Origin of the sequence: Actinoplanes sp. DH11, from assembly GCF_020873875.1 — a bacterium.
Taxonomy (GTDB): domain Bacteria; phylum Actinomycetota; class Actinomycetes; order Mycobacteriales; family Micromonosporaceae; genus Actinoplanes.
In genome coordinates, this window is the sequence record NZ_JAHWGU010000003.1 from 137,484 (window position 1) to 163,516 (window position 26,033).

Annotated in this window: 25 protein-coding genes; 12 read left to right on the plus strand and 13 right to left on the minus strand. The window is 71.7% G+C overall.

Going from position 1 to position 26,033, the window contains the following annotated elements; genetic code table 11:
- Both LPA41_RS05660 and LPA41_RS05665 read right to left on the minus strand, forming a co-directional pair.
- Positions 1-564 (minus strand): DUF5709 domain-containing protein, encoded by a 564-nt coding sequence (locus tag LPA41_RS05660; protein ID WP_229068861.1) that lies wholly within the window; start codon positions 562-564, stop codon positions 1-3.
- 406 nt (positions 565-970) lie between these two features.
- Positions 971-1,207, minus strand: coding sequence for a hypothetical protein (locus LPA41_RS05665; protein WP_229068862.1), 237 nt, complete (start codon positions 1,205-1,207; stop codon positions 971-973).
- 291 nt (positions 1,208-1,498) lie between these two features.
- Between LPA41_RS05665 and LPA41_RS05670 the strand changes: the two genes are divergently transcribed.
- Positions 1,499-1,645, plus strand: coding sequence for a hypothetical protein (locus LPA41_RS05670; protein ID WP_229068863.1), 147 nt, complete (start codon positions 1,499-1,501; stop codon positions 1,643-1,645).
- 20 nt (positions 1,646-1,665) lie between these two features.
- On the opposite strand, the gene LPA41_RS05675 is transcribed toward LPA41_RS05670, so the two are convergent.
- On the minus strand, positions 1,666-2,304 hold the full coding sequence (locus LPA41_RS05675) for a hypothetical protein (RefSeq protein ID WP_229068864.1): 639 nt from the start codon (positions 2,302-2,304) through the stop codon (positions 1,666-1,668).
- A gap of 173 nt (positions 2,305-2,477) precedes the next feature.
- Here LPA41_RS05675 and LPA41_RS05680 point away from each other — a divergent pair, with 173 nt between their 5' ends.
- Positions 2,478-3,077, plus strand: a complete 600-nt coding sequence (locus LPA41_RS05680) for a chemotaxis protein CheB (RefSeq protein ID WP_229068865.1) — start codon at positions 2,478-2,480, stop codon at positions 3,075-3,077.
- Positions 3,078-3,271: 194 nt separating this feature from the next.
- Here the strand turns inward: LPA41_RS05680 and LPA41_RS05685 are convergent, their stop codons facing one another.
- From LPA41_RS05685 to LPA41_RS05695, 3 genes are all read right to left on the minus strand, one after another.
- Positions 3,272-3,682, minus strand: a complete 411-nt coding sequence (locus tag LPA41_RS05685) for an ATP-binding protein (RefSeq protein ID WP_229068866.1) — start codon at positions 3,680-3,682, stop codon at positions 3,272-3,274.
- Positions 3,675-4,031: an STAS domain-containing protein gene (locus LPA41_RS05690; protein WP_229068867.1), complete on the minus strand. Its 357-nt coding sequence runs from the start codon at positions 4,029-4,031 to the stop codon at positions 3,675-3,677. The genes LPA41_RS05685 and LPA41_RS05690 overlap by 8 nt, the downstream gene beginning before the upstream one ends.
- 82 nt (positions 4,032-4,113) lie before the next feature.
- Entirely contained in the window at positions 4,114-6,339 is a 2,226-nt protein-coding gene (locus tag LPA41_RS05695) for a SpoIIE family protein phosphatase (RefSeq protein ID WP_229068868.1), read from the minus strand.
- A gap of 72 nt (positions 6,340-6,411) precedes the next feature.
- Here LPA41_RS05695 and LPA41_RS05700 point away from each other — a divergent pair, with 72 nt between their 5' ends.
- On the plus strand, positions 6,412-7,221 hold the full coding sequence (locus LPA41_RS05700) for a GNAT family N-acetyltransferase (protein ID WP_229068869.1): 810 nt from the start codon (positions 6,412-6,414) through the stop codon (positions 7,219-7,221).
- A 52-nt stretch (positions 7,222-7,273) separates the two neighbouring features.
- On the opposite strand, the gene LPA41_RS05705 is transcribed toward LPA41_RS05700, so the two are convergent.
- On the minus strand, positions 7,274-10,204 hold the full coding sequence (locus LPA41_RS05705; RefSeq protein ID WP_229068870.1) for an Ig-like domain-containing protein: 2,931 nt from the start codon (positions 10,202-10,204) through the stop codon (positions 7,274-7,276).
- Positions 10,205-10,275: 71 nt separating this feature from the next.
- Positions 10,276-12,231, minus strand: a complete 1,956-nt coding sequence (locus LPA41_RS05710; protein ID WP_229068871.1) for an ATP-binding protein — start codon at positions 12,229-12,231, stop codon at positions 10,276-10,278.
- Positions 12,232-12,428: 197 nt separating this feature from the next.
- Here LPA41_RS05710 and LPA41_RS05715 point away from each other — a divergent pair, with 197 nt between their 5' ends.
- The 5 genes from LPA41_RS05715 (at position 12,429) to LPA41_RS05735 (ending at position 15,964) form a co-directional block, all read left to right on the plus strand.
- Positions 12,429-12,617 (plus strand): hypothetical protein, encoded by a 189-nt coding sequence (locus LPA41_RS05715; RefSeq protein ID WP_229068872.1) that lies wholly within the window; start codon positions 12,429-12,431, stop codon positions 12,615-12,617.
- Between the two features lie 110 nt (positions 12,618-12,727).
- A complete protein-coding gene (locus tag LPA41_RS05720; RefSeq protein ID WP_229068873.1) occupies positions 12,728-13,261 on the plus strand; it encodes a hypothetical protein in 534 nt (177 codons plus the stop codon).
- Between the two features lie 129 nt (positions 13,262-13,390).
- On the plus strand, positions 13,391-14,308 hold the full coding sequence (locus LPA41_RS05725) for a hypothetical protein (protein ID WP_229068874.1): 918 nt from the start codon (positions 13,391-13,393) through the stop codon (positions 14,306-14,308).
- A 192-nt stretch (positions 14,309-14,500) separates the two neighbouring features.
- Positions 14,501-15,007, plus strand: a complete 507-nt coding sequence (locus LPA41_RS05730) for a hypothetical protein (RefSeq protein ID WP_229068875.1) — start codon at positions 14,501-14,503, stop codon at positions 15,005-15,007.
- Positions 15,008-15,247: 240 nt separating this feature from the next.
- Positions 15,248-15,964, plus strand: a complete 717-nt coding sequence (locus LPA41_RS05735; RefSeq protein WP_229068876.1) for a helix-turn-helix domain-containing protein — start codon at positions 15,248-15,250, stop codon at positions 15,962-15,964.
- Position 15,965: 1 nt separating this feature from the next.
- Here LPA41_RS05735 and LPA41_RS05740 read toward each other — a convergent pair whose 3' ends face one another.
- Together LPA41_RS05740 and LPA41_RS05745 are read right to left on the minus strand one after the other, a co-directional pair.
- Positions 15,966-16,547: a dihydrofolate reductase family protein gene (locus tag LPA41_RS05740; protein ID WP_229068877.1), complete on the minus strand. Its 582-nt coding sequence runs from the start codon at positions 16,545-16,547 to the stop codon at positions 15,966-15,968.
- 23 nt (positions 16,548-16,570) lie between these two features.
- Positions 16,571-17,611, minus strand: a complete 1,041-nt coding sequence (locus LPA41_RS05745; protein ID WP_229068878.1) for a hypothetical protein — start codon at positions 17,609-17,611, stop codon at positions 16,571-16,573.
- Between the two features lie 167 nt (positions 17,612-17,778).
- On the opposite strand from LPA41_RS05745, the gene LPA41_RS05750 reads away from it, so the two are divergent.
- Positions 17,779-19,836 carry a hypothetical protein gene (locus LPA41_RS05750; protein ID WP_229068879.1) on the plus strand — a complete coding sequence of 686 codons (2,058 nt, stop codon included), beginning with the start codon at positions 17,779-17,781 and terminating at the stop codon, positions 19,834-19,836.
- Positions 19,837-19,897: 61 nt separating this feature from the next.
- Positions 19,898-20,713, plus strand: coding sequence for an SAM-dependent methyltransferase (locus LPA41_RS05755; protein WP_229068880.1), 816 nt, complete (start codon positions 19,898-19,900; stop codon positions 20,711-20,713).
- Between the two features lie 36 nt (positions 20,714-20,749).
- Here LPA41_RS05755 and LPA41_RS05760 read toward each other — a convergent pair whose 3' ends face one another.
- Positions 20,750-22,777: a cellulose binding domain-containing protein gene (locus tag LPA41_RS05760; protein WP_374238120.1), complete on the minus strand. Its 2,028-nt coding sequence runs from the start codon at positions 22,775-22,777 to the stop codon at positions 20,750-20,752.
- Positions 22,778-22,978: 201 nt separating this feature from the next.
- Here LPA41_RS05760 and LPA41_RS05765 point away from each other — a divergent pair, with 201 nt between their 5' ends.
- Both LPA41_RS05765 and LPA41_RS41745 read left to right on the plus strand, forming a co-directional pair.
- On the plus strand, positions 22,979-23,977 hold the full coding sequence (locus LPA41_RS05765; RefSeq protein WP_229068882.1) for a Clp protease N-terminal domain-containing protein: 999 nt from the start codon (positions 22,979-22,981) through the stop codon (positions 23,975-23,977).
- Positions 23,978-24,150: 173 nt separating this feature from the next.
- Positions 24,151-24,273, plus strand: coding sequence for a hypothetical protein (locus LPA41_RS41745; RefSeq protein ID WP_255689285.1), 123 nt, complete (start codon positions 24,151-24,153; stop codon positions 24,271-24,273).
- A 741-nt stretch (positions 24,274-25,014) separates the two neighbouring features.
- Here the strand turns inward: LPA41_RS41745 and LPA41_RS05770 are convergent.
- Together LPA41_RS05770 and LPA41_RS05775 are read right to left on the minus strand one after the other, a co-directional pair.
- Entirely contained in the window at positions 25,015-25,551 is a 537-nt protein-coding gene (locus LPA41_RS05770) for an ATP-binding protein (RefSeq protein ID WP_229068883.1), read from the minus strand.
- Positions 25,551-26,003 (minus strand): VOC family protein, encoded by a 453-nt coding sequence (locus tag LPA41_RS05775; protein WP_229068884.1) that lies wholly within the window; start codon positions 26,001-26,003, stop codon positions 25,551-25,553. Before LPA41_RS05775 ends, LPA41_RS05770 begins: the two co-directional genes overlap by 1 nt.
- Between the last annotated feature and the right edge of the window lie 30 nt (positions 26,004-26,033).

Genomic DNA, 26,033 nt, shown 5'->3' on the forward strand with positions numbered 1-26,033 from the left:
TCAGCGGTAGCCGGGTGCCTCGGTCTCGTGGATGGCGAGCTCCTCGGCGCTGGCACCGCCACCGGCGGCACCGGCGTCGGCGGCGACGCTGTCGGGCTCCGCGTCCGTACCGAATCCGGCGTCCGGTTCGACGAGGCGACCGACCGCGGTCGGGGAGGTGCCGTCCAGCCGGCCGAAGTCGTACATCGAGACCTTCGAATCGGGGTCCGAGACGGGGTTTTCACCGTAGACGTCGGCGTCGAGCCGGGCCTGGGCCGCGCCCTGCTCGTCGATCGCCTCGTCGGCCAGGGCCCCGGGCGACTGCAGCGGGTCGTCGGGCTGGATGTCCGGCTCCTCCTGCGACAGCCGGTCGTCGAGCGACTCGCCGGCCCGCTGCTCCTCCGCCGTGGTGCCGAACCGGTCCACCGCCTGCGCGCGCTCGGCGGGCAGCGCTGCCGGGTCGGGGCCGTCCGCCTGGCGTCCGGTGTCCACGTCGTCGTACGCGGTGGAGTCGTCGTCGGCGGTGCCCGGCAAGCCTTCGGTCTCCGGGTCCGACACCGGCCTCGGGTAGTTGTCCTGTCGCATGATCTGCGGGCTACCCGGCCGGGGCGCGTCCATGCCCGGATTCGGGACGAATTTCCGTACGGCGGATCGCTCGGAGCGTCGGCGAAGGCACCGGAAGCGGCCCTCGCACCGCAAGCGGCCGGGCACGGAGGATCGGCCCGGCACCGAAAGAAAGCGGCCCGGCACCGGAAGAAGGCGGCCCGGCACCGGAAGAAGGCGGCCCGGCACCGAAGGGCGCCGGGCCGCTGAACGCGAAGGCCGGTGTGCAAGGTCGCCTGAAGGCGAGTGGCGCGACGCGGCTCCAGCCGAACGGTATTCCGCGAAGGCAATGGGTGAGGCCCTGGGACACATGGCACACCGGCTCCCGGTACAACCGGGCGGTGGTGCCGGGAAATCCCGGCGTGCGCGTGACGCCCGCCACAGAGCGTCAGGTCGTGGCGAGGCCCCGGATGATCCGGCGCGCCCACCGCATCCGGCGTACGGCGGTGTCGGGGTGCTCGCCGAACTCGTACGCCATCCGGGCTGCGCACTCACACGGCCCGTCGCGCCGCAGCACCTGGACCACCACGTCGTCGACGGCCTCCGGGCTGACCTCTTCCGACGCCTGCAGATCTGAGGCGAACAGCGCCTCGGCACGCAGCGTCTCTTCGGGAAACGGATGCATGACGATGTCTCCTTTCGCGTGCGCGATCCGCGTTGCGGTGTCGTGGGATGGTTTGGCTTGCCGCCGGATCGGACCGCGGCGGGTGCCGGCCGCCGGGTCGGCGGGCCTTTGACTCCAACGACGCCGCCTGGCCCGGAAATCCGGACGTCCAGGTGATCCCGAGCACAAAAAGCACAGGCCACACCCTGGGCGCCCGCGCACCGCTGATGGGCGCGCCGAGCCGCCGAATATTGACGCCTTTGATACGCCTGCCCCGGCCGCGGAGCCGGGGCAGGCGTGCAGACTGCGGTGATGGAAACGATGTGGATGCTGCTCGTGGGCCTGCTGTCGGTCGCCGGCCTGTTCGCGGCGATGCTGGTCGCCGGGCTGCTGTGGGCTTACACGCCCCTGCTCACGCCGTCGGCCAGGCGTCGTGCGAGACCCGTGCGGAACCGCTGACCGCGCCGGCCTCCCGGTGGCTACTTCGCGGCGGACGCCTTCGTACCCTTGCCGGTGAGCTTCCGCACCAGCTTGCTGACCAGTTCGGGCTTCTTGAGACCGTCCGTGCCCTTGACGCCGCGCCGCGCCAGCTCGGCACGCAGCTCGTCCACCTTCATCCGGGCGATCTTGCTTTCGCTGACCTCGGGGGTGTTCGGGGTGTCGTTGCCGCTGGTGGGGTTCTTCCGGCTGTCCTTCGTGGACCAGGTCCCGCTCTTGGCCTTCTTCGCCGACTTCAGCTCCGCCTTGACGAACCGCTCGACGAGTTCGGGCTTCTTCATGTCGTCCGTGCCCTTGACGCCGCGCCGCGCCAGCTGGGTGCGCAGCTCGCCCGCCTTCATCCGGGCGATCTTGCTTTCGCTGACCTCGGGGGTGTTCGGGGTGTCGTTGCCGCTGGTCGGGTTCTTGCGGTCACCCTTGGTCGATCGCACCTCGGCCTTGATCAGCTTCTTGACCAGCTCTGGTTTCTTGAGGCCCTCGGTGCCCTTGACGCCGCGGCTGTTCAACGCGCGGCGCAGCTCGTCGACCTTCATCCGCGCGATCTTGCTTTCGCTCACGTCCGGGGTGTTCGGAGTGTCGTTACGGCTCGTCCGGTTCTTGTCAGTCTTGGTGGCAGCCATGCCGCTGACTCCGTTCCATCGACGTTTCAGATCACCCCACAGCTACCCGGCATCCGCGACACCGACACATTCGACCCGAATCTCCGACCCGCCCGACGGGTGCCCGTCCACGATGTCGGAGACGGGCGAGCCTTAAGCTCAGGGGCGGGATTGTGCCGGGAAAGGGAGGCGTGATGGACAAGTTTCCGGTGATCGCGCTGGTCAGTTCGACCGGTGGCCTGGACGCGCTCACCCGCGTGCTGGCACCACTGCCGGCCGATCTGCCGGCGGCGGTCCTCGCTCTGCAGCACAGCGAACCGCAGCGGGTCAGTAAGCTCGCCGAGATCCTCGACCAGCGCACCGCGCTGCCGGTGACCGCCGCCGTCGACGGCGAGGCGCTGCGGCCGGGCCACGTCCTGGTGGCGCCGGCCGGTCGGCACACCCTGATCACCGGCGACATGACCATCGCGCTGATCATGTCGGGGTCGTTGCCGCCGCACCGGCCCTCCGCCGACCTGCTGCTCACCACCCTGGCCGTCGCCGCCGGCCCCCGAGCCATCGCCGTCGTCCTGTCCGGCCGCGGCAACGACGCCGCCACCGGTGCGACAGCCGTGCACCGTTTCGGCGGCACCGTCATCGCGTGCAGCCCCGGATCCTCCGCCGAGCCGGCCATGCCGCAGGCCACCATCGGCCGTGACCACACCATCGACCACATCACCGACCTCGACGACCTGGCCGCGCTGCTGACCGCCTTGACGATCACGCCGTCGTTGCCGGCACCGACCCGCGACTGATCCGACCTCGCGGTTGCGCCGTCCATGGCGAGATGTTGATCTGCTGGCGATGCGAAATCGCGGTTCCAACCCCATGATCACAGCGATTTCGTAGCGCCAGCAGATCAACATCTGGGCGCGGACGCGACGCCGGCGGACGCGACCACAGGGCGGCGGCAATACCGCCGACCCGGTGATCGGCCGGAAGACGGCGATCAGACGGTGCGGGGCGTGAGGGCGAAACGCAGTCTGACGGCGGTGCCGTCCGGGCCGGCGATGGCATCGACCTGGTCACACAGCCGTTCGACGATGGCGAGACCGCGGCCGCGTACGGCGTCGGCCGCGGGCATCTGCCGGCCCAGCGACCGCAGGGGGCCGCCGTCCACGACGTCGCAGACCACCTGGCCGTGCTCCGCCCAGATGCGGACACGGCCGCCGCCGCTGGTGTGCTGCAGGGTGTTCGTGGCCAGTTCGCTCACGGCGATGACCAGCGACTCGACGTCGTCGGGGCCGAGACCGAGATCCTGGGCGTGCTGCCGCGTGAAAGCGCGGACCGCCGGCAGTTGCCCGGGCTCGCTGTAGGCCATCACCTCGACCGGCGCGGCAGCCGTGTTCGCCTCAGTCATCCTGATCGGCCTGCTGCGAGTCGCCGGCCTGCGCCGGGAGTGTCGGATGTCGCAGCAGGTCCAGGACGCCGGTGATGCGCAGGACGGTCGCGACGGTGCCGGTGGCGTTGACGACGTACAGGCTGCCGGCGCGCTCGCGTGCGGCGTGGTGCGCGGTCACCAGGGCGTGCAGGCCACTGGAGTCGAGGAACCGTACGCCTGCCAGGTCGACGGTGACCGGGTCGCCGGAGCCGACCGCCGCCAGCAGCGTCGCCATCATTTCGTCGCGGCTGCGCAGATCGCATTCACCGGCCAGGGCCACCACGATCGTGCCGTCCTGGTGGATCGTGTGCGTCTCGAAGTCGGACATGACTGGTTGCGGCACCTTCCCGGGGTTGACATGGAGGAGCCCCAAAATGCTCCGTCAGCATGATCGGCGTGAACTACGGGTGTCAACCGCCTCCGGACGGGACCGGCATGATCCGCCCGTCGGCGTGCGCCACTGACGCGGCCGGCGCGGGGCCGGCGAACTGGACGCACAGGATGGCGGTGTCGTCGCCGAGCACCTCGTCGCCGACCATGTACTCGAGGATGTGCCGGCACAGTGTTTCCGCGTCCGGGTCGCGCAGGCCGCCCGCGGCGTCGGCGAGTCGCCGCATGTTCGTGGCGATGTGCTCGTCGGGGCGTTCGACCAGGCCGTCGGTGTAGAGGACCAGGACGGCGCCGTCCGGCACGACGAGTTCGGCCTGGTCCCGTGCGGCGGGCGCGACGCCGAGGGGCAGCGAGCGGCCGCCCCACAGGTATTCGGCGCCGGCGCCGGTGACCAGCAGCGGCGGGAGGTGTCCCGCGCAGGCGTACCGCAGCAGCCGGGTGGCCGGGTCGTAGTCGGCGTATCCGACGGTGGCCGTGCCCGCGTCCGGGATGAGGGCGCTGGCCCGGTCCAGGTCGTCGAGCACCCGCGCCGGGCCGGGTGCGCTCTGGGCGAGGATCCGCAGCGCCGACTGCAGGCGCGCCATCGCCGCCGCGGCGGCCAGCTGATGCCCGACGACGTCACCGACCGCGAAACCGATCCGGCCGGCGGGCACGGCGAACACGTCGTACCAGTCGCCGCCCACCTGGTGCGCCACGTCGGCGGGCCGGTAGTCGGCGCAGACCTGGATGCCGCCGAGTCCGCTGCCCAGCGCCGGCAGCAGGGCCTGCTGCAGTTGCCGGGTGGCGTCGCGTTCCCGCTCGTAGCTCTGCGCCCGCCGCAGCGCCTGCCCGGTGAGGGTGGCCAGGGTTTCGGCGAACGCCAGCACCTCGGGGTCGGCGCCGTGCTCGCGGTGGAAGCTGAACGCCAGCGACCCCACCGGGCCGGTGTCGCCGGTGATCGGGACGCACAGGGTGCTGCTGACCTCGAGCGCCTGATAGAGCTCCCCGAGATGCGGGTACGCGGCCACCGCCTCGGCCCGGGTCTCCAGCAACACGAGCTGTCCGGTACGGATCGCGTCGTTGTGCGGGGTCGCGGTGCTGCTCGGCATCCGGCGGTACCGGGCCTCGGCGCCCGCCGGCACGTCCGGGGACGTCCACAGGGCGATCTCGGTGCTGCCGGGCACGGCGATCGCGACACTGCCGTGGTCGGCGATGAGTCCGAGGCCCTCGCGCACGACGGCGTCGGCGATCTCCGCAGAGGTGGCGGCCTTCGCCAGGTCGGTGGTGAGTACCTGCAGGGCGTGCAGCCGCAGCCGGGCGGCGCGTTCCACCGAGGTGTCCCGGCGGGCGCGATCACGTTCGGCGACGCCGACGGCGAGGGTCCAGGCGCCCAGGATCGTGGTGGCCAGGAACAGCTGCAACGTCATGGTGATCAGCTGCTCGGAGGTGTCGAGCGCCGCCCACGGGCCGTGACCGGTGCTGGTCATCAGGTTCGCCGTCACCGTCATCGCCATGCCGGCGGTGAGCGTCACCACCAGGGTCTGGCTGAACGCCAGCGCGAACAGCACCGGGATGGGCAGGTAGAACAGCGGGATGTCGTGCGGCCAGAAACCGATCATCGTCGCCGCCACCGCCGCCCCGACACTGACCAGCCAGCGCAGCGGCCCGGACGTGTGGTCCGGGCTGTACCGCCAGGCCAGCACCCCACCGGCCACGGTCAGGACGCCTGTCGCGTCGCCGGCCCAGAACGACACGAACGCCTGCGGCCACGGCGCGGCGGAACTCGCGGCCAGGGTGGTGGCGCCGATCGCGGCACCGACGACCGGCGCGGCACCGACGCAGCAGCCCAGGAACACCAGCAGGTCACGGCGGCGCCGCAGGTCCACCTCGGCCGGCAACCAGTGCCGCAGCAGCAGCGCCCCGACCAGCGGTTCCACCGAGTTGGCGAGCGCGAAACCGGGGGCCCACCGCGCGGACATGCCGTACGACACGTCCACCACGATCTCGGTGACGACCACCGCGCCCAGGATCCAGGGCCAGCGCCGGCGCGGGTTCAGCACCAGGGCGGAGAGGGTGACACCGGCCGGCAGGAACAGCGCCACGACCGAGGGCGCGCCGAAACCTTCGAAGGCGAGCGAGGCGCCGGCGCCGTACGCCCCCACCACCAGGGCCAGCACCAGCCACAACGACATCCGGCCCGCCACCGGGGACGGCGGGGCGGGCGCTGCGGTGGTCGCCACGACGGCTGACCCGGTCAGGTCGGACACTCCGGAAGGCGAGGCGGGATGACGAACCCTGACCTTACGCGACGGCGGATCCGTAAACGGGTTGTGCCGCGGGTGCGGGGGCCGGTAGAACTGGCGGCCGGGCGCCGGCACCCGGAATGGTTGTGGGTTGCCCTGCGCGGCGACCGGGTCACTGCCCGGGCCGGCTGGTGGTCACGGCCCGGCGATCCGCAGCCGGCTCTGATGGACGTCTTCGACGTCGCGGACGAGGCCGACGGCGTACGCCTTCTCGAAGCCGCCGCCCCCTTCACCGCGACGCCGCCCGACTACACGCGGTACCTCCCGCCCGGGTGGCGTGCCGCCGGCACCCCGTGGATGACCGCGCTGGAGAAGACCGGCGCGCGACTGTTCGTGGAGCGGCTGCGCCTGGAGTGGCGTCCCGGCACGCCGATCGCCGAGCAGTCCGGCCGGCTCACCTTCCGGGCGCCGCACGACGCGGCCGAACTGATCGGCCTGATGGCGCTCGTGCTGGAGGGCACCCTCGACGCGCACAGCCGCGACGAACTGAGCCGGATGACCGCCCGCGAGTCCGCCGAGCTGCAGTACCGCGAGGAGTTGGAACGCTACGCCAGCCCGCACGCGTGGTGGCGGGTCGCGGTCCTGCCGGACGGCGAGCCGGTCGGGTTCGTCATCTCGGCGCACAACGGGTACAACCCGATCATCGCGTACATCGGTGTCGTTCCCGCGCACCGGGGGCGGGGCTACGCCGACGAGATCCTGGCGGCGGGGACGCGCCTGCTCGCCGAGCAGGACTACCCGTGGGTGCGCGCCGCCACCGATGTGGGCAACCGGCCGATGGCGGCCGCGTTCGCCCGCGCCGGCTTCGTCACGTTCGAGCACCAGGTGGACATGATCTGGCGCTGACGGCTGCCGCCGGCCGGTGCCCGGAAGGACACCGGCCGGGTAGGGCGGCAGGTCAGGACCGCGGCTTCAGCAGGGTGATGCGGTTGGCGCCCAGCTCGGTCACGTACAGGTTGCCGGTCGCCAGGTCCTCGGTGACGTCCAGCGGCTGACTGAAACCGGTCAGGCCGGGCCGCCCGGTGGTCCGGTTGCTCAGCGCACCCGAGGCCGCGACGTCGAAGGTCTGGATGTCCTGGCCGGCCGAGTAGCGCACCACCAGGAGCTTGCCGTCCAGGGCGCCGCCGAACGCGTTGCCCCGATATTCCAGGACCCCGTTGGCGGAGGCGTGCAGGCCGGCGTCGTACGTGCCGGCCAGGTCGAAGTTCGGGTCGGGGCGGGTCCCGGCCGGGTAGGCGGGCACCTCGAACGGATCCGTCGCGGCGCTCGGGTTCCCGCCGGCCAGGACCCATTCGCAGCGCACCGGGTTGGGGTGGCCGTAGTAGCGCCCCGGTTTGACGTCGAACACGTAGTCGGTCTCGGAGGTGGGCACGCCGTTCAGCGCGGGCACGGCGGGACCGGTGTAGCCGCGGCGGGTGCAGGCGGCGGGCAGCGGCACCGGTGTGGCCGGGGTGTTGCCGCCGGCCGCGGACCCGTTGGTGGGTGCGTACAGGTGGCCGTTGCGGTGCCAGGTCAGGTCGTAGGCGTTGCGCACGCCGGTGGCGTGCAGGGTCAGTGCGGCGCCGGCGGCGTACGGGTCGTAGCCGCCGCCGTCCGAGGTCTGCACGTTCAGCGGCAGCGTGGCCGGCAACCGGGCCGGGTCGAGGCGCAGGATCGCGGCGCTGAGCAGCCGTTCCGGCCGGTTGCCCCAGGTGGAGTCGGGTGCGCCCATGGCGTTGTTGGCGCCCTGGCTCAGGTAGAGCGCGCCGTCGGGCCCGAACGCGATCGAGTTGCTCTCGTGGTCCTTCACCGAGCGGGGCAGGCCGGTCACGACCGGCGTGTAGGTGGTGTAGCCGGGCCCGGCGAGCCGGCCGATGCGCCCGGACCAGTCGGGCACGTTCAGCGGCCCGACGTACTGATAGTTGTCGGTCACCCACAGCGCCTGCGACACCGGGTCGAAGGCCATGCCGATCACCGTCCGGGCGGGCGCGCCGGGCAGGCCGAGGGCGGCGGCGTTGTCGCGGACGGCCGTGATGATCGCCGGGGTGCCGAGCGTGCCGTCGGTGTTGATCGGGAAACGGAAGATCCGCCCGTCCAGGGTGCCCGCCCACAGGCGCCCGTCCGGGCCCGTCACCACGGTGGTGAACGCGGCCCCGGTGGCCACGCCGACGGTCTTGTCGAACGCGATCGGGCCGCCGGAGCCGCCGCCGCTGCCGGTGGTGAAGACGATCGAGTACGGGGTGAACGCCTTACCGATGACGTCCTTGACGCCGCTGGTCAGGGTGAACCGGTAGCTGGTGTTCGCGGCGAGCGGGGCCGTGGGGGAGAGGTTGACGACGTCCCCGCCACCGCTGGTGATCACGGTGGCCGCGACGGGGGCCGGGTCGCCGAGCCGGGTCAGCGTCACGGTCGCGGGGGTCAGCGACGACGCGGCCACACCGCCGCCGGGCAGCACGAGGTCCTCGACCACGCTGGACGTGGTGGGGACTGCGGTGGCGAGGTTGGGGGGAGTGCTGGCCCGTACGCCCGGCGAAGCACCCCACGCCGGCACCGAGGCGATGTCGATGTAGTTGAACTTGGTGTTGGTCCCGCCGGACGGTGTCAGGGTCAGCTTGCCGTCGGTGACGCGGACCGTGCGGGTCGCCGTCGCGTGCCGCGTGGCGGCCGTCGGCACGAACGCCGCGATCGCGTTCTGGTCCTCGACGTTCGCCCAGTGCGCGCTGTTCACCGCGGTCCCCGCATCACCGACCGCGACGGTCACCGTGTAGAGACCGGCCGGCAGCGCGGCCTCCCACGCGCCGGGTGCCGGCGTCCCGCCCGAGCCGGCGGGCAGCTGAGCGTGCATCAGCGTGGCCAGGCGCACGTCGCTCTGCCCGGCGGCCGGGTTGCGGTTACGGCCGTTTCCGGTCAGGTTCACCGGCGTACGCTCGCCGAGGTCCACCCAGCCGTACCCGCGCCCGGCGGTGTACGCGTCGCCGGAGTCCCGCAGATACCCGGCCGGTGGCGCGGTCGCCGCGTCCGAGAAGTTGACCTTCAAGGCGAAGGCCGCCGGGGTGGCGGTGACCGTGTTCGACTGGCCCTGCGCATCCCGGACCTGATAGCTGTACGCGGTGCCGTTCGCGACCGAGGTGTCCAGATAGGACGTCTTATCCGTGCTGGCCAGAAGAGTGCCGTTGCGCAGGATCTGGAAAGCGCCGGAGCTGCCGGTCCAGCCCAGCGCCACCTGGCCGTCGCTCGGGGTCGCGGTCAGCGCCGCCGGTGGCTCGTCGGTGACCCGGGCGATCTCGACGTAGTTCAGCTTGGTGTTGGTGCCCCCGGCGGCGTCGACGGTCAACCGGCCGTCGGTGACGCCGACCGTGACGGTGGCCTGCCGGAACTCGGCGGCGGCGGTGGGGACGAAGCCGCTGATCGCCGGGGTGCCCTCGACGCGCACGGTGTGGCTGCTGTCGTAGGCGGGCTGGTCACCGGCAGAGACGGTGACCTGGTACCGGCCGGCGGGCAGGACGTACTCCCAGGCGGCGGGCGTGGCGACACCGTTGGTGCCACCCGTGTCGCCGTACTGCAGGTGGATCACAGTGTTGAGCCGGGCCGCGATGCCGGCGCGGGCCCGGTCGCGGGCGTTGGCGGTCAGGTCCAGCGGGGTGCGGTCGTCCTGGCGCACCCAGCCGGAGCCGCGGGTGGTGCTGAACGCGGCGCCGGTGTCCGCGGTGTGACCGGCCGGCACGGTGGAGGTGGCGGGCTGAAAGTTGATCGCCGCGAGGGGTGTGACGGCGGCTCGGGCCGGCGCGGCGGGGAGGAGAAGGGCGAACGGAAGAAGGGCAGTCGCGACTGTCCGAAGTCGACGCAGCATGACGACAAGGTGACACAGGGTGCCCGCCTCGGGGTTGTCGCATATCCGTCGCGCTGAAAGCGGTGCGGCGGCTACCCGGTGGTGCGGGGCAGGCGAACCGTGACGGTCGTGCCGGACGGCTCCTGCGGAGTGATGGTCAGGGTGCCGTGGTGCCGGTCCACGATGGCGCGGCTCAGGGTCAGGCCGAGCCCGGTGCCGGGGATGCCGCTGTGCCGGGCGTTGCTGCCGCGGTAGAGCCGTCGCAGCAGCTGGGGATGCTCCTCGGCGGGCACGCCGCTGTCCAGGTTGGTGATGGCGAGGACCGCGACGGACTCGGACGCGGTAAGGGTGACGGTGATGCCGCTGTGGTCCGGGCTGTACCGGACGGCGTTGTCCACCAGGTGGTCGACGGCCTGGCGCAGCCGGTCCCGATCCCCCGGCACGGTGAGCCGGTCGGGCAGGGCGGTGTCGATGTCGATGTGCCGGCCTGCGGTAGCGTCCTGGGCTCCGTCGACGACGGCGGCGACGATGCCGGCCAGGTCGACGGCCTCGGCGTTGATGGTGACGTGCCCGGACTCCAGCGCGGTCAGATCGAGCAACTGGTCGACCAGGGCGAGGAGCCGGTCGTTGTTGCGGACGACCACCTCCAGCAGGTCGCGGAACTCGGCGAGCGGAGTGGCGTCCGGCTCCTGGGTGATCAGGTCGGTGCAGGCGGCGATGGAGGTCAGCGGGGTCCGCAGCTCGTGGCCGACCAGGGCGACATACTCCTCGATGCTGGCGGCCAGTTGCTGGGCCAGTTCCTCGGCGCGACGGCGTTCCAGGTAGGCGCCGATGTGCCCGGCGATGCCGGTCATCAGCACCACCAGGGCGGGTTCGGGTTCCTGGCGGTCGTACGAGAAGTACGTCAGCACCCCGGCGACCTCGGAACCGCCGTGCACCGGCACGGCGCCGGCCGCGTGGTACGTGGCCACCCGGGCGATGTCCGGCAGAACCGGGGAGCCGGGGGCGTGGATGTCGGGCACCCAGACCGATTCGCCCCGCAACCAGCAGAGGCCGGCCAGCCCGTGCCCGCGTTCGAAGTTGGCCGGCATCGGCAAGGCTTGGGCGTCGGGGGCGGCGAAGACCGCTGCGGGCAGCAGCCGGTCGCTGACCGGGTCGACCAGCCACAGCCGCAGGTAGGGCCAGCCCAGCTGCGCGTTCATCACCCGGAGCACCTCGGCGGCGGCGGTGCCGGTGTCCGGGGCGCGGGCCAGAACTTCCAGTACGGCGCTTTTGCACCGCTGATAGAGATGGGCTTGGTGGTCGGCGGTGACGTCGTGCACGGCGGCCACCGCACCGATCAGTGTGCCGCCGGGGTCGCGCAGGGGATGGGCGTTGACGACCAGCCAGCGAGGGCGCCGATGCAGGTCGTAGGCGAACATGTCGGCGCGCTCGACGGTCTCGCCGGCCAGCGCGCGCGACAGCGGCAGCTCCGGCGCCGGAAGCGGTGTGCCGTCGAGGTGGCGCAGGGTGAAGCGATGCGACCACTCGGACAGCGGCACCGCGGCGCTGTCGTCGCCGAAGAGCGCGCGCATTGCCTTGTTGAGCAGCAACAGCCGGCCCTGCGGGTCGCAGACGCACACCCCGACGTCGAGGCTGTACAGCAGCGCTTCGACGAAACCGGGGGCGTTGACCAGGTCGGTGGCGCCGGTGTCCAGGCAGCGCTGCACGACGTCCATCAGGTGCCGCACCTTGAACGGCTTGCGCACCACGACGGTGGCACCCGCCGCACTCAGGTCCGGGTCGCCCGCCGGCAGATAGGCGGTCACCAGCACGACGGGCGTCGAGGCCAGGTCCGGGTCTTCGCGCAGCGCCCGGCACAGCTGTACGCCGTCGAGGTGCGGCATGTCGACGTCGGCGATCACCAGGTCCGGCCGCCGGGCCCGGATCGCGGCCAGCGCCGCCCGCCCGTCGCTCACCATGATCATGTCGTGGTTCAACCGTTGCAGGATCTCGCCGAGCAGTCGCTGATGCTCGACGTTGTCCTCCGCCACGACTACCGATGCCATGATCCCAGGTTATGGGACAATTGGGGGTTTAAGGGCGGTTTCGCCGCTTTGTTGGTCACACTCGCGAGTCGCCGGCATGCCGCGCGGGCGTGGTCACGCCTGGCGGAAGGTGACCGTGGCGCCGAGGGCGCCGGCGGGTCGGTGGAGACGCCCTGGTCGACCACGGTGACCTTCGAGCAACCCGCCTCATTGATCTGATGCCGACATCAGCGACGACGCGAAAGCGGAACTGGGCGGCGGATCATCTGGGCATCAGCACGGAGGCCTCCGGTGTCCTCGGCATCGTCGTCAACGACCGGGGCACCGGCGCGTACCTCTGGGAGGGGCTCTGGAACTTCTCCCTCGGCTGCGGAATGGACTACACCGTGCACGTGAGAGACGTGTAGCGATCATTTCGATCTCCCGGCGAGCCGCCTGAGCGCCGGCGACCGGCACACCGGCGTGGCTGTTGATGTCTACACTTCGATCGATAATCGTCGACGGTCGAAGGAGTCACGTGCTGGCCGAACATGTCCGGGACATCGCGGTCACCGCGGCGGTGTTCGGGTTCTTCGCGTCGTCCTGGTTCGGCTGGGCGCAGGAGGCACCGCCACGGCGCTGGCGACCGTTCCTGATCGCCGGTTCGGTGGCCTCGGTGCTCACCGTCGCCGCCGGGATCCTGCTCGCCTGGCAGCACTGGACGGACGGCACCGTCTTCGACGAGGACACTAGCCGTACCTTCGGCATCGTCGTCGGCCTCGAGTTCGCGGTCGCCGGTCTCGGCGCCGTCCTGCTGGCGCTCCGGCGCCGCAGCGACCTGACCGCGGCGTGGGTCGCGTTCGTCGTCGGCGTGCACCTGTTCCCGGTCGCCGCGATCATCGGGTACGGGCTGATCTACATCATCGCCGTCGGCGTCACCGCGGCCTCCCTGGTGGCCGTTCCGATCGCCCGGTCACGCGGCATCACCCCGAGCGCCGTCGTGGGCGCCACCACCGGCCCGATTCTGCTCATCGGCGGCATCATCTCCGCGATCGCGGCAGCGATCGTCTAGCGCCGCGATCGATCACCGTCGACGAGGTGATCAACTGCCGCCGGTCGGTCTTCCGCCGTTCGCCCGGAGTTTCCCCGGGCCTGCGAGTGTCCGGTGAGGACATTCGTCGAGCGGTGAAAGGAGCACATGGTGCTTCAGTACCGGAACATGCTCGCCACGGGGGCGATCGCCGCAACATTGCTGGTCACGGGCACTCCGGCCGCGGCTGCCGCCGCACCGGCGCAGCCTGGCGGGCGCATCCTCCTCCTCGACTCCGAGCGCAGCGACAGGGCGGGAACGCTGACCAGCGTCCGCCCCGACGGCACCGGGGTCTTCGATTACGGCCAGGAGCTTCCCGCGTACGCCAGCCCGGACTACTCGCCGGACGGGGGCGAAATCGCCTACACGCAGGGCTTCGACATCCGGGCGATGTCGGCGGTCGACGGCTCCGGCGACCGCTGGCTGATCGGGGCGCCGTGCGGGCCCGCATACCCGCGCTGGTCGCCGGACGGGCAGTGGGTCGCGTTCGAGTCGTGCGGTGACATCCGTACGGTCCACAAGGACAACGCCGACACCGGGCACCGACTGGTGACCCCGGCCGACGGCGGCAACCTCCAGCCGGCGTGGTCGCCCACCGGCGCCCGGATCGCCACCGCCGCTGTCACAAGCGTGAACATCTACCGGTCCGCCGAGGGCACCACGACGCGGACGCTCAGCGACCTGCCGGCGACCCAGCTGGACTGGAGCCCGAACGGCCGCACCATCGCGGTCCAGGCCCGCGGCGATCTGTGGCTGGTCGACGCCGTCACCGGCCGGGAGCGTCAGGTGACGAACACGCCCGACGTCTACGAGTCGTCGCCGGTCTGGTCGCCGGACGGGCGGTGGCTCGCGTACGCCAGCGGGGCTGCCGCGCCGCCCACCCCGCCGTTCCCGGACGACCCGGCCCCGCCGCCGGCGGTCAGCACGGCATCGCTGAACCCGCAGATCTGGCTGATGACGGCCACCGGGGCGGACCAGCACTCGACGGGCGTGGCCGGCGTGCCGACAAGCTGGCGAACCGGCAAGTAGACACCGCGGTCGCCCACGGTGCCCCCGGACTGCCGGGCCACCGTAGGCGACGGCAACCGCGCTGCCGCTGGTCGTCGCCGGCGATCAGCGGGCGCGAAGCAGATCGCAGAGCGTGCTCATGTCGACCATAGCGCTCCCGGGACAGGTACCTGGGATGACTGCGTGTGGCCCGCCGGGGGAAAGAACGCCTCCATGGTGGAGGAGCGCGCGACATCGAACCGCGGTAATGCGTTGCTGAACCGGCTCGGTGGGCCACCGGGCCCGTACGCCGCGGTCTGCGTGGTCATGGCCGTGGCCTGGTTTCCCTTCCGTCTCCTGCTCGACCGCGGAGATCCGGTCGCGGAATCCATCGCCGCCAGTGGCTTGCAAGGAGCTTTGTGGGCTCTGATGTGGCTGGCTCTCGGCTGGGGTCAGCGGATACACCGCAAAGCGTCCGGCGCCACCGATGATGTCCCGCCGCTCGGCGCAGCGGCACGTCTGGCGCGGGCTCGTCGTGGCGCGGTTGTCGGCCTGGGCGTCGGCGTGCCGTTCTTCGGGGGCCTTGTCGTGCTGAGCGTGAGCACCGGCCGCGAATGGGCGTACGCCATAAGCTTCGCGGTGGTATTGGCTGTCATCTTCGCGGTTGCGGCCAGAAGCCTGCGAAGCGCATCCTCCGGCCAGGACGGCCAGGGCGACGGTGCGCGTGTGTCACCGCCGTGAGGTCGCGCCCCGCCGGGGTCCGTAGCGCAGGTACGCGAGGATGCCGACGCTCAAGGCCAGCAGGGTCGTCGCACCTCGGACGTAAGTCCCCCAGAGACCTGACTCGAACCCGAGGAAGCCGCGCCGGACGACCTCCCGCGCCGGGTCGCGAACCGGTCGCGGCCGAGATTGAGGTATCCCGGCGGGCCCACCGCTGCCAGCCCGAGCCCGATGCTTCCCATGCCCCGTATCCTGCACCGCGTGGGATTGCGCTTCCTCAACCGGGCGTCGGACTTGGCGTGGGTCGACACCGTCTGGACGTGTACGGCCGGGCGCGTCACCGAGATGACGTCGGTGGCGACGCCGTGCTGGGGGCTGGTCTTCTGGGAGCAGGACGGCGCCACCCACGCGGCGGTGACCGGGCCGGAGACGCGCACCGGCACGGCGCCGGTGCCGGCGGGTGCGGTCTTCACCGGCATCGAGTTCGCGGTCGGCACGTCGCTGCGCGCGCTGCCCGCCACCGCGCTGGTGGACTCGGGCGCGGTGCTGCCCGGCGCCACGAGCCGTCGTTTCCGGCTGGCCGGCACCCACTGGGAGACCCCCGGCGCCGACGATGCCGAAGCGCTCGTCGCGCGCCTGGTCGCCGACGGCGTCGTGGTCCGGGATCCGCTGGTCGCCGAGTTGCGTCACGGCCGGCCGGGCACTGTCTCGCCGCGCACCGCGGAACGCCGGTTCCGGGCGGCGACCGGCCTCACCCAGGGCGCGGTCCGGCAGATCGAGCGGGCCCGGTCGGCGGCGCTGCTGCTCGGCGCCGGCGCCACGACCGCCGAGGCGGTGGACCGGCTCGACTACTTCGACGAGCCGCACCTGGCGCGGGCATTGCAGCGGTACGTCGGGCGCACGGCGCGGCAGCTGCGGGACGGCGCCGGCGGGGCGATCGCCCTGGACACCAGCCGGCCCGTCGCCGCCACACACTGACTCAGCCCCGCTGCACGTCGTAGATCAGCTTGACGATGCCGTTCGCGTACGTCCCGGAATCGCGCAGCCGCAGCATCTGCTTGGCCCGGTCCGCGTCGCTGAACAGGCCTTTGCCGGAGCCGAGCAGTACCGGGAACATCAACAGGTGGTACCGGTCGATCAGGCCCTCGTCCGACAGCCGCCGGGCCAGCTCCGCACTGCCGTGGATGAAGATCGCGCCGCCGTCGCCGTTCTTGAGCTCGGCCACGTCCGCCGCCGAGCGCAGAATGGTCGTCGGCCCCCACCCGTCGACAAGGGCATCTTCGGTCAGCGTGGTCGACAGCACGTACTTCGGCAGCTCCTTGTAACCCTCGTGGTCCGCCGATTCCCGCCACGTCGGCGCGAACGCCGCATAGCTGCGCCGCCCGAACAGCAGCGCCGACGTCTCGGCCAGTTCCTCGCCCTTGAGCTCCCACGCCTCCGGCCGGAACTCGAGGTCCTTGAACACCCAGCCGCCGCTGCGGTGCTCCTCACCCGGTCCGCCGCCCGGCGAGTCGACCACGCCGTCCAGCGACATGAAGCCGGTCCAGACCAGTTCGCGCATGCTTGTGCCCTCCCGAATCGCGATTACCGACCCTGATGGTAGGAACCGGTCACCGCCCCGTCTTGTACAGAACCGACAGGCTCGGCCGGCCTGGTGGTGCGGGCATAGCCGACGGCGGTGATGCCCAAGGCCACGCCCCAGCCGAGAAACACCAGCAGCGTGGCGGTCACCGCCCACCCGTCCAGCACCTCCGACCAGGGAGTTTCGCCGGTGGCCAGGCGTCTGCCGAGCACGGCGCTGCTGAGCAGGCCGTACACGGCCAGGGCGATCGCCACCGTGCCGGCCGGGATCAGCGCCAGCAGCCGGGGAACCTGCCGGTCGTGCAGGCCCGGCACCCAGTGCGGGAACTGCTGGCCCCACCGCTGGACCAGGCCGAGGCAGAGCAGGCCGGCGAGTGGCGGGACGACCGTGATCGCCACGCCGGTCGGCACCGTCAGGTTGTGGTGGATGTCGGCGAGTTGCCGCTCGGGGATGCCGAACGGCACACCGAGCAGCCAGAGCCCGTGCGGCACGGCCCAGCCGACCATCGGCAGCGCGACGGCCACGTACGCCCAGCGACGGGTCCACCGGGGCACCGGCCGGTAACCGGACGCCGCGGGCCCGCGCACCGCACCGCTGGCGTTGGCGAGTCCGGCGAACAGGACGCCACCGAGCACCAGCGCCAGACGGGCGCCCAGGTCACGCCAGTCCGACGGGCGTCCGGCGAGCGCCGCCGGTACTTCGAAGAGCAGGTGCAGCGGGAACGCGGCGATCGTCAGCAGGCCGGCCGCGGTCCACGCGCCGGCGGACGCGGCACGGCCGGGGACCCGCACGGCGTACGCCGTCAGCACCGCCAGGACGGCGCTGGCGCCCACCGCACCCCAGCCGGCCCCGAACGGCAGCGTGGTGACGTGGTCCGCGCCGCAGCCGCCGGCGGGGTCGGTCGGAGCTGTCCGGTCGCAGGCGGTGTAACCCCATCGGCCCCCCGCGATCCAGTAGAGGCGCAGAGCCACCTCGCCGGCGATGAACGCCAGGCAGGCATGCGCCCATCGTCCCGCTGGCCCTCGCGTGACAAGAATCGACATGCGGCGATTCTCGGTCCGGTCCCCTGTGGGGCGTCTGAGCTGCGCTCAGCTCTCGCACAGCTGATCACCAGGGATCGCGGTGCATTTGGCGCGACAAATCCGTCTCGCCAAGTGATGCCGGTAGATGTTCTCGTTCGTATGCAGGGGCGCGAAGGGACGTGGATGTCATGCGGACGACCTGGGCAAGCACGAGCAGCCGGAGCCTACGACTCGGCGCGGTTCTCGTGACCACGACGCTGGCGACACTGGCCGCGGTGGTTCTGGACGCCGGGCCGGCGGCCGCCGCCGTGGGGACCGAGCGGGTCAGCGTCAGCAGCGGCGGTACGCAGGGTGATGCGGACAGCGGGCTTGATCTCCCCACGCAGGGCGCCAGTGACGACGGCCGCTACGTCGTGTTCGAGTCCTTCGCGACGAACCTGGTCGCCGGTGACACCAACAACGACCTGGACGTGTTCGTGCACGACCGCCAGGCCGGCACCACCGAGCGGGTCAGCGTCTCCTCCGCCGGTGCCCAGGGGAACAGCACGTCGGGTATCGCGGCGATCAGCGGCACCGGACGGTACGTGGTCTTCACCTCGCTCGCCGACAACCTCGTGGCCGGCGACACCAACGGCACCGGTGATGTGTTCCTGCGCGACCGGCAGGCCGGCACCACCGAGCGGGTGAGTCTCACCAACGGCGGGACGCAGGCCGGCGACGCGTCGATCCAGCCCACGGTGTCCGACGACGGCACCCGGGTGGCGTTCGTCTCCGGAGCCGATGATCTGGTGACGGGAGATACCAACGCGACGACGGACGTGTTCGTGCGGGATCGTCAGGCCGGCACCACCACGCGGGTGAGCGTCTCCTCCGCGGGGGCACAGTCGAACGAGGTCTCCTCACTGCCGGGCATCAGCGGTGGTGGCGGCCACGTGTCGTTCACCTCCGCTGCCGACAACCTGGTGCCGGGTGACACGAACGAGGCGTACGACATCTTCGTGCACACCCTGCAAACGGCGACGACCGAACGCGTCAGCGTCTCCAGCGGTGGCTTCCAAGGCTCCGGCGCGTCGTCCAGCCGGACCTCGATGAGTGACGACGGGCGCTATGTCGGCTTCGAGTCGCAGGCGCCCGACCTCGTCGCGTCGGACACCAACGGCGTCCCCGACGCGTTCGTCCGCGACCGTCAGGCGGCCACGACCGAACGGGTGAGCCTCACCAGCGGCGGAGCCGAGGCCAACGCCGAGTCGGGCAGCCCGTCGCTCAGTGACGACGGCCGCTATGTCGCCTTCCCCTCGGTGGCGTCCAACCTGGTCGCCTCGGACACCAACGGCTTCGTCGACGTGTTCGTGCGTGACCGTCAGGCGGCCACGACCGAGCGGGTCAGCCTCACCGACGGCGGCGCCGAGGGAAACGGTGACTCGGACCCGGCCTTCATCAGCGGCGACGGTCAGCATGTGGCGTTCTCCTCGACGGCGGACAACCTGGTCACCGGGGACACCAACACCGCACGGGACGTTTTCGTACGGGATCTCACCGCCGGCGCGTGCACCATCACCGGCACCAGTGGCGACGACACCCTCATCGGCACCGGGTCCGGCGACGTCATCTGCGGCCTGGGCGGCAACGACACCATCGAGGGCCGCGGCGGCTCGGACACCGTGCACGGGGACGGTGGCGACGACATCATCGACGGCGGCGGCAACCCGGACCTCATCTACGGCGGTGACGGCGCAGACACCATCAACGGCAACGTCGGCAACGACACCGTCGACGGTGGTGCCGGCGTGGACGACATCGACGGTGGCGCCGATGACGACGGCATCGACGGCGGGCCGGGCAGCGACATCCTCGGCGGCGGCGGTGGCACCGACGCCATCGCCGGCGGCCCGGACGGCGACGCCATCGACGGCGGAGGCAACCCCGACGTCCTGGACGGCGGTGACGGCAACGACACCATCAACGGCAGTCTCGGCAACGACATCGTCAACGGCGGCACTGGCGCCGACGACATCGACGGTGGTGCCGACGACGACACCATCTACGGCGGGCCGGGCAACGACGACCTGGACGGGCAGGGCGGTCAGGACACCCTGATCGACCGCGACGGCACCGATCTCACCGTGGGGAACGCCGGCAACGACCACCTCGATGTGCAGGACGGTGCCGGCGGCGACACCGCCAACGGCGGCTCCGGCACCGACACCTGCGCCACGGACGGCGGCGACACCGCCAGCAGTTGCTGACGCCGCGCGAAGATCGGCTCCCGTCCATCCTGGAGTTTGATGATGGCGCTATCGTGCTGACGTGGATGACAAGAGCGCAGTCTCCTCGGGGATCGACCCGACCCAGCCGCATCCGGCCCGGCGTTACAACTACTGGCTCGGCGGCAAGGACAACTTCGCCGCCGACCGGGCCTCCGGTGACGAGTTGCAGCGGCTCTTCCCCAAGGTGCGCCTCGGTGCGCTGGCGAACCGGGCACTGCTGCGGCGGGCCACGCAGTTCCTGACCGCGGAGGCGGGGATCCGGCAGTTCCTCGACATCGGCACCGGCCTGCCGACCGCGGACAACACGCACGAGGTGGCGCAGCGGCACGCCCCGGCGAGCCGCGTCGTCTACGTCGACAACGACCCGCTGGTCATGGTGCACGCCCGGGCCCTGCTGAACAGCAGCCCGGAGGGGGAGACCGCCTACATCGAGGCGGACCTCAACGACCCGGAGTCGATCCTGGCGCACCCGGTGCTGCATGAGACCCTGGACCTGAAGCAGCCGGTCGGGCTGATGCTGATCGCGGTGCTGCATTTCATCCACGGCGACGGCGCGGCCCAGCCGATCGTGCGCCGGCTGCTCGACGCGCTGCCGTCCGGCAGCTACCTCGTCGCCACCCACGCCACCTCCGACTTCGGCACTGCCGAGCAGCAGGCGCTCTACCAGCAGCTCATCGCGCAGGGCAAGTCGGACGTGTGGACCCGGACCCAGCAGGAGTTCACCGACCTGTTCGCGGGCCTGGAGCTGGTGGAGCCGGGCGTGGTCCCGGCCAGCGAGTGGCGCCCGGAGCCGGACGCCGAGATCCCGGCGCGGTCGGACATCAACGTGTGGGCGGCGATCGGCCGCAAGCCCTGAGAGGTGGGTCCCCGGCGGTGGCCGGGGACCCGTCGCTCACTTGCTGGTGCAGACGGTGCCGTTCAACGTGAACACCGCCGGCGGCACGTTCGGCCCGCTGTAGGCGCCGACGAACCCGACGTTCGTCGACGCGCCGGGGGCCAGGCTGCCGTCACTTGTCACCCGGACCGTGCGGCCGTCCTGGTTCCACGTCGCGTTCCAGCCGCTGTTCACGCTCTGCCACGACGTCGGCCAGGTGAAGGCGAGGGTCCAGCCGCTGACCGCGCTGGTTCCGCTGTTCGTGACATCGACCGAACCGACGTACCCGTTGCCCCAGTCGTTGGTGTTGCGGAACGCCACCGTGCAGCTCGCGGCGTCGGGCGTATCCGTCGTGAAGGTCAGCGGCGGCGACGGGGGCGACAACCTTCCGGCGCCGTCGCGGGCCAGGACGTTCACCGTGTACCGGCGCCCCGGCTCCAGGTTGCTCACCCGCAGTGAGGTGCCGGTGGTCTCGCCGAGCAGGTCGCCGACGCCACCGTTCTGCCGGTAGACCTCATACTTGACGCCACCCGCCGACGCCGGCCACGAGATCGTCGCGCCGCGATCGGTCACGGTCGCGGCAGGCCGGCCCGGTGCCTTCGGCGCGACGCCTTCGGTGCGGGCCGGGTCGAGGGTGACAAGCGTGATCGAGTACGGGCTGAGAGTCTGCGAGGCCGCGGTGCCGGACCGGGCGGCGGTGATCCCGTCCGCGCCGTTGGTGAACGTCGCGACCGACGGCGTACCCGTGGCGGGGGTGAAGCCGTGGTAGTTCAACGAGACCGTACGCTCCGCCTCCGGGTCCTTGTTGATCAGAAGGACCGCGAGGTCGCCGTCGGCCCGCCGCACCGCGTGCGCGCTCACCAGGTCGTCGCCGGAGCCGGTGCCGACGAACCGGTCGCCGGGCCGCGCGAAGTCACCCATCAGGTCCAGGGCGTGGTACGGGGCGAACGGCGTGTTCAGCGGCGGCTGGCACACCGAGTTGTCGGCCGTGCAGGTGCCGCTGGACAACAGCCCGTAGTCGCCGTAATCGGTCTGCCCGGCCACCGTGGAGACCGTGCCGAGGCCGTTGTGCACGTTCCACCAGTGCACCGTGAAGACGCCCTGGGCGAGCAGGCCGCTGTAGACGTCGGCCAGGAACAGCGCGCCCGGCTGGGTGTTGCGGCCGACCTCGACGTTGGTCTCGGTCATGCTGATCGCGATGTCGCGTCCGGCGTACCTGTCGATCTGCTGGTTCAGCAGGTGCACGGCGTCCTGGATGTGCGCGGGCTTGGTCAGCGCCTCGGCCGGGGTGGTTCCGCCGGGGTACCAGTGCACGTCGACGAAGTCGATGACGTGACCGGCGCGGGTGAGCACCTCCTGGTTCCAGGAGCCGGTGTCGCCCGGGCCGACGATGGCGTCCGGCCAGTTGCCCGGCATGGTGAGCACGGCACCGACCTTGATGCTGGGATCCACGGCTTTCATGGCCTCGGCGTACGCGATGACGGTCTTCGCGTACTCCTTGGGGCTCTTGTCGGCGTGCTCGTCGGCCTCCCAGGCGGAGCCGTAATGGCCGTTGCCGTAGTTCTCGTTGCCGATGGTCCAGTACGTCGCGTCGTACCCCTTGGTGATGTTCGCGTACTCCACCCAGTCGGCGGCCTCCTCGGCCCTGCCGGTCCCGTAGTTCGCGATGATCATCGGTTCGGCGCCGGTGCGTTCGGCGGCCGCCATGAACGTGTCGAAGTCGGTGTTCGGTGCGACGTAACCGCCCGGCGCGGTGTGGTCGCGCCAGTGGTAGATGTCGGCGTAGGAGCCGCCGGGGTAGCGCACCATGTTCACGCCGGCGTCCTTGAGCAGGCCGGACACCGCCGGTGTGCCGAGGGTGGTGTCCCAGATGGCGTGGTTGACGCCGAGGGCGGTGTCGCCGACGGTCGCCAGGCCGGCTCGGGCGTCGACGTCGATGCGGGTGACCGGCGCGGCGGCGGTGCGGTTCGTCGGCGCGGCGGCGGATCGGGTGGCCGGCGTGGCGGTGGCGGGTGTGGCGGCGTGGGCGGGGGAGACGGCGGCCACGGAAGCGAGCAGGACGGCGCTCGCTAACGCGTGCCGGAACGACGGCACATGCACGGGGAAACCTCCGGGTTGAGGTGGGAGCGCTCCCATCGTCGTCCCAGGAAAAGATGTCTGTCAATTGGCCACTATGACTTTAGATAGAGGCGATTCCAGCCCGTAGGCAGACGCGAACCGCCCCGGACCCTCCCTAGTCTTCGGATCATGGCTGTCACGTTCACCGGCACCGACCGGTTCCCCGCCGTCCTCGCCGCCGCCAAGGCCGTCGCGGGCGGCGAGATCGGCACCGAGCACCTGCTGATCGGGCTGGCGAGCGCCGCGCCCACGATCACCCACCTGCTCGACGCGTTCGACGTCACCCCCACCGTGCTGCGCGCCGTCCTCGCGGCCGGCACCATCCGCGACGGCGAGGCACCCGACGTCGAAGCCGTCGTCCTCAGCCCCGCCGTACCGCTCACCGGCGCGGCGAACACCGCCCTGATCCGCTGCGCCGCCTACCACCCCGGCCCCAGCACCCCGGACCAGGTGCTCTCCGCCCTGCTCGCCGACACCGGCTCCGGAGCGACGGCCGCCCTGCGCGCCTGCGGCGCCGACGTCGGCGAGATCCGGCGGGCGCTGTTCAGCAGTCGGCAGATCACGCGCGAGGACCGGCTGCCCGGCGAACTGCGCCCGGTGCGCGACAAACTGATCGGCCGGGACCGCTACCGCGGCCGCGGCCTGCGCGACTTCCTGATGTCGGCGGTCGTGCGGGACCGCGTCAACTACGCCGTGGCGCCGGTGCTCTGGGCATCCCTGGAGGCCGACGACGCGGCCCGGCGGCGCGGCGGGCCCACCCGCACCGACGACGTGCTGTACGCCATGGTGACCACCGGCCTCGTCGCCGAGGCGTACCCGCACCTGGTCGGCGACGCCACCGCGCAGTACGAGGGGACGCGCGAACTGCTCGCCGACGGCCTCGACCGGCGCCGGCTGGCGGCCGTCATCGCGGCCGAGACCGGAGCCGACGAGGTGCCGCTGAAAAGCCTGCTACGGGCCGGACCGGAGTGGCCGCGCGACACGGCCCACCTGCTGCGGCTGCTGGACTCGCACCCGGGGACGCGGGCGGCGCGGGTGCTGCGGGCCTTCGGGGCGGGCGTGCCCCTGTCCGCCGGGTCCTGCCTGTCCGCCGGCCCTCCTCGCGCGGGCGTTGACGCTTGTCACTGAACGGGCTTCGACGCTTGCCACCGTGGGCGATTCGATGTTCGTCACCGCCTGGGCTTTGACCCTTGTCACCGTGGGCGATTCGATGTTCGTCACCGCCTGGGCTTTGACCCTTGTCACCGCGCGAACCGTGAACCGACGCGTGTGCCCGCGCGACAACGGGGTAGAGGGCAGCCATGCGCATCGGAAACACAGAGGTCCGGTTCTTCGGCGGCCCCGCCGGCTGCCTCGGCATGATCGTGGTGTCGATCCTGCTGTCGGTCGGCCTGACCGTCCTGCTCAACCTGCTCCTGCGATAAGACGCGCGGCGCGCCCGCCCCGCCCCCGCCCCGACCCGCCCTGACCCGACCCGCCCTGACCCGACCCGCCCTGACCCGACCCGCCCTGACCCGACCCGCCCTGACCCGACCCGCCCTGACCCGACCCGCCCCGACCCCGTGGCGCCGATCGCGCCGCTCATGGCGAGATGTTGATCTGCTAGCGCTACGAAATCGCTGTGATCAAGGGGTCAAAACCGCGATTTCGCACCGCTAGCAGATCAACACTGCCCCGCGGACCCGACGCAACCGACCGCGGTCACTTGTCCAGGCATCGCACCAGAGCCGAGGGCAAGCAACACCACGCCGCCCCGCCCGGCGCCGCATCAACATCCAACGCCCTGTGCTCCGCAACCTTCCACCAGCGCAAATCGGGCAGAAGAGTTCGCGCTGCCTGCTTGACGAAACCATAGGGACACCGCCCGCGCCCGGCCTGCCCGCGCCCGGCCTGCCCGCGCCCGGTCTGCCCGCGCCCGGTCTGCCCGCGCCCGGTCTGCCCGCGCCCGGTCTGCCCGCGCCCGGTCTGCCCGCGCCCGGTCTGCCCGCGCCCGGTCTGCCCGCGCCCGGTCTGCCCGCGCCCGGCCGCCTGCGTCGATGTCGCCGTCACGAAGCGGCGAGGGAGGCGAGCAGGCACAACTTCTCCGCGCTGTCGCCGGCCGCGTCCGGGTAGTAGAGCACCAGCAGAAGACCGCCGGGCGCCCGGGTTGCGCAGCTCCCCGCCCGTCAGGAGACCGCTGGTGGCCAGCGGTGGGCGCGCCAGTCGTCCCAGGTGGCGAAGCCGGCCGGTGGGTTGCCGACGGCTTCGCTGCCGTCGAGTTCGCCGCGCGTGGGGATCTCCATGGTGGCGGCCGCCTCGGCGATCTCCGCTTCGGACATGGGCCACGTCGTGTCCGGCGCTTCGGCCTGGCGTCTGTCGATTCGTTGTCGCTGCTCGGCGGGGGAGACCTCGAGGTAGTGCATCTCCACCGCCGCGCCCAGGTCCGCGGCCGCCCGGCGCAGGGCGGAGCGCTCGTCCCGGCTCCACAGACCGAAATCGATCACGACGTTGGTGCCCAGTTCGAGGGCGCGCAGCCCGATCCGGATGAGCCGGCCTTCGATGACGTCGGTGGCCGCCGGCGGGTTCTCGGGCCCGTAGAGGGCCTTCACCCACTCGTCCTTCGTGAGCCGAAGCGCGTCCTGCTCGGACTCGATGCGGCGGGCGGCGGTCGTCTTTCCGGTGCCGGGGAGTCCGACGGTCAGGAACAGTGTTGGTTTTCTCATCACGGTCGATTGTCGGTGATGTCGTACCGATCGCCGACCCGGTCGCGCAACCGGTCCGGCGGCAACTCCTCCGCCAGGCTGTGCACGTTCCATCGGTGCCCGGACGGGTCGACGATCCAGCCGGCGCGCGTCCCGTCGTCCTGGGCGGTGACCGGACGTTCCAGGGTGGCACCGGCCCGCAGCGCCTCCGCCACGGTCGCGTCGGCGTCGGGCACGCCGAGCACCAGCGACACCGGGGTGCCACCGTGCGCGTGCGGCCCTCGTACACCGATTTCCGGGTGTTCGTCGGCGAGATACAACGGCTCGTCGCCGAAAATCAACTCGGCGTGCCCGATACGGCCGTCGTCGGCGGTCCAGCGCTGCGTCTCGACCGCGCCGAGAACGGACGTGTAGAAGGCGATGGCCGAGGCGGCATCGGCGCAGCAGAGGTACGGCACCAATCCTTGTCCCATTACTCGCACCTTACTTCTTGCAATCGGTCA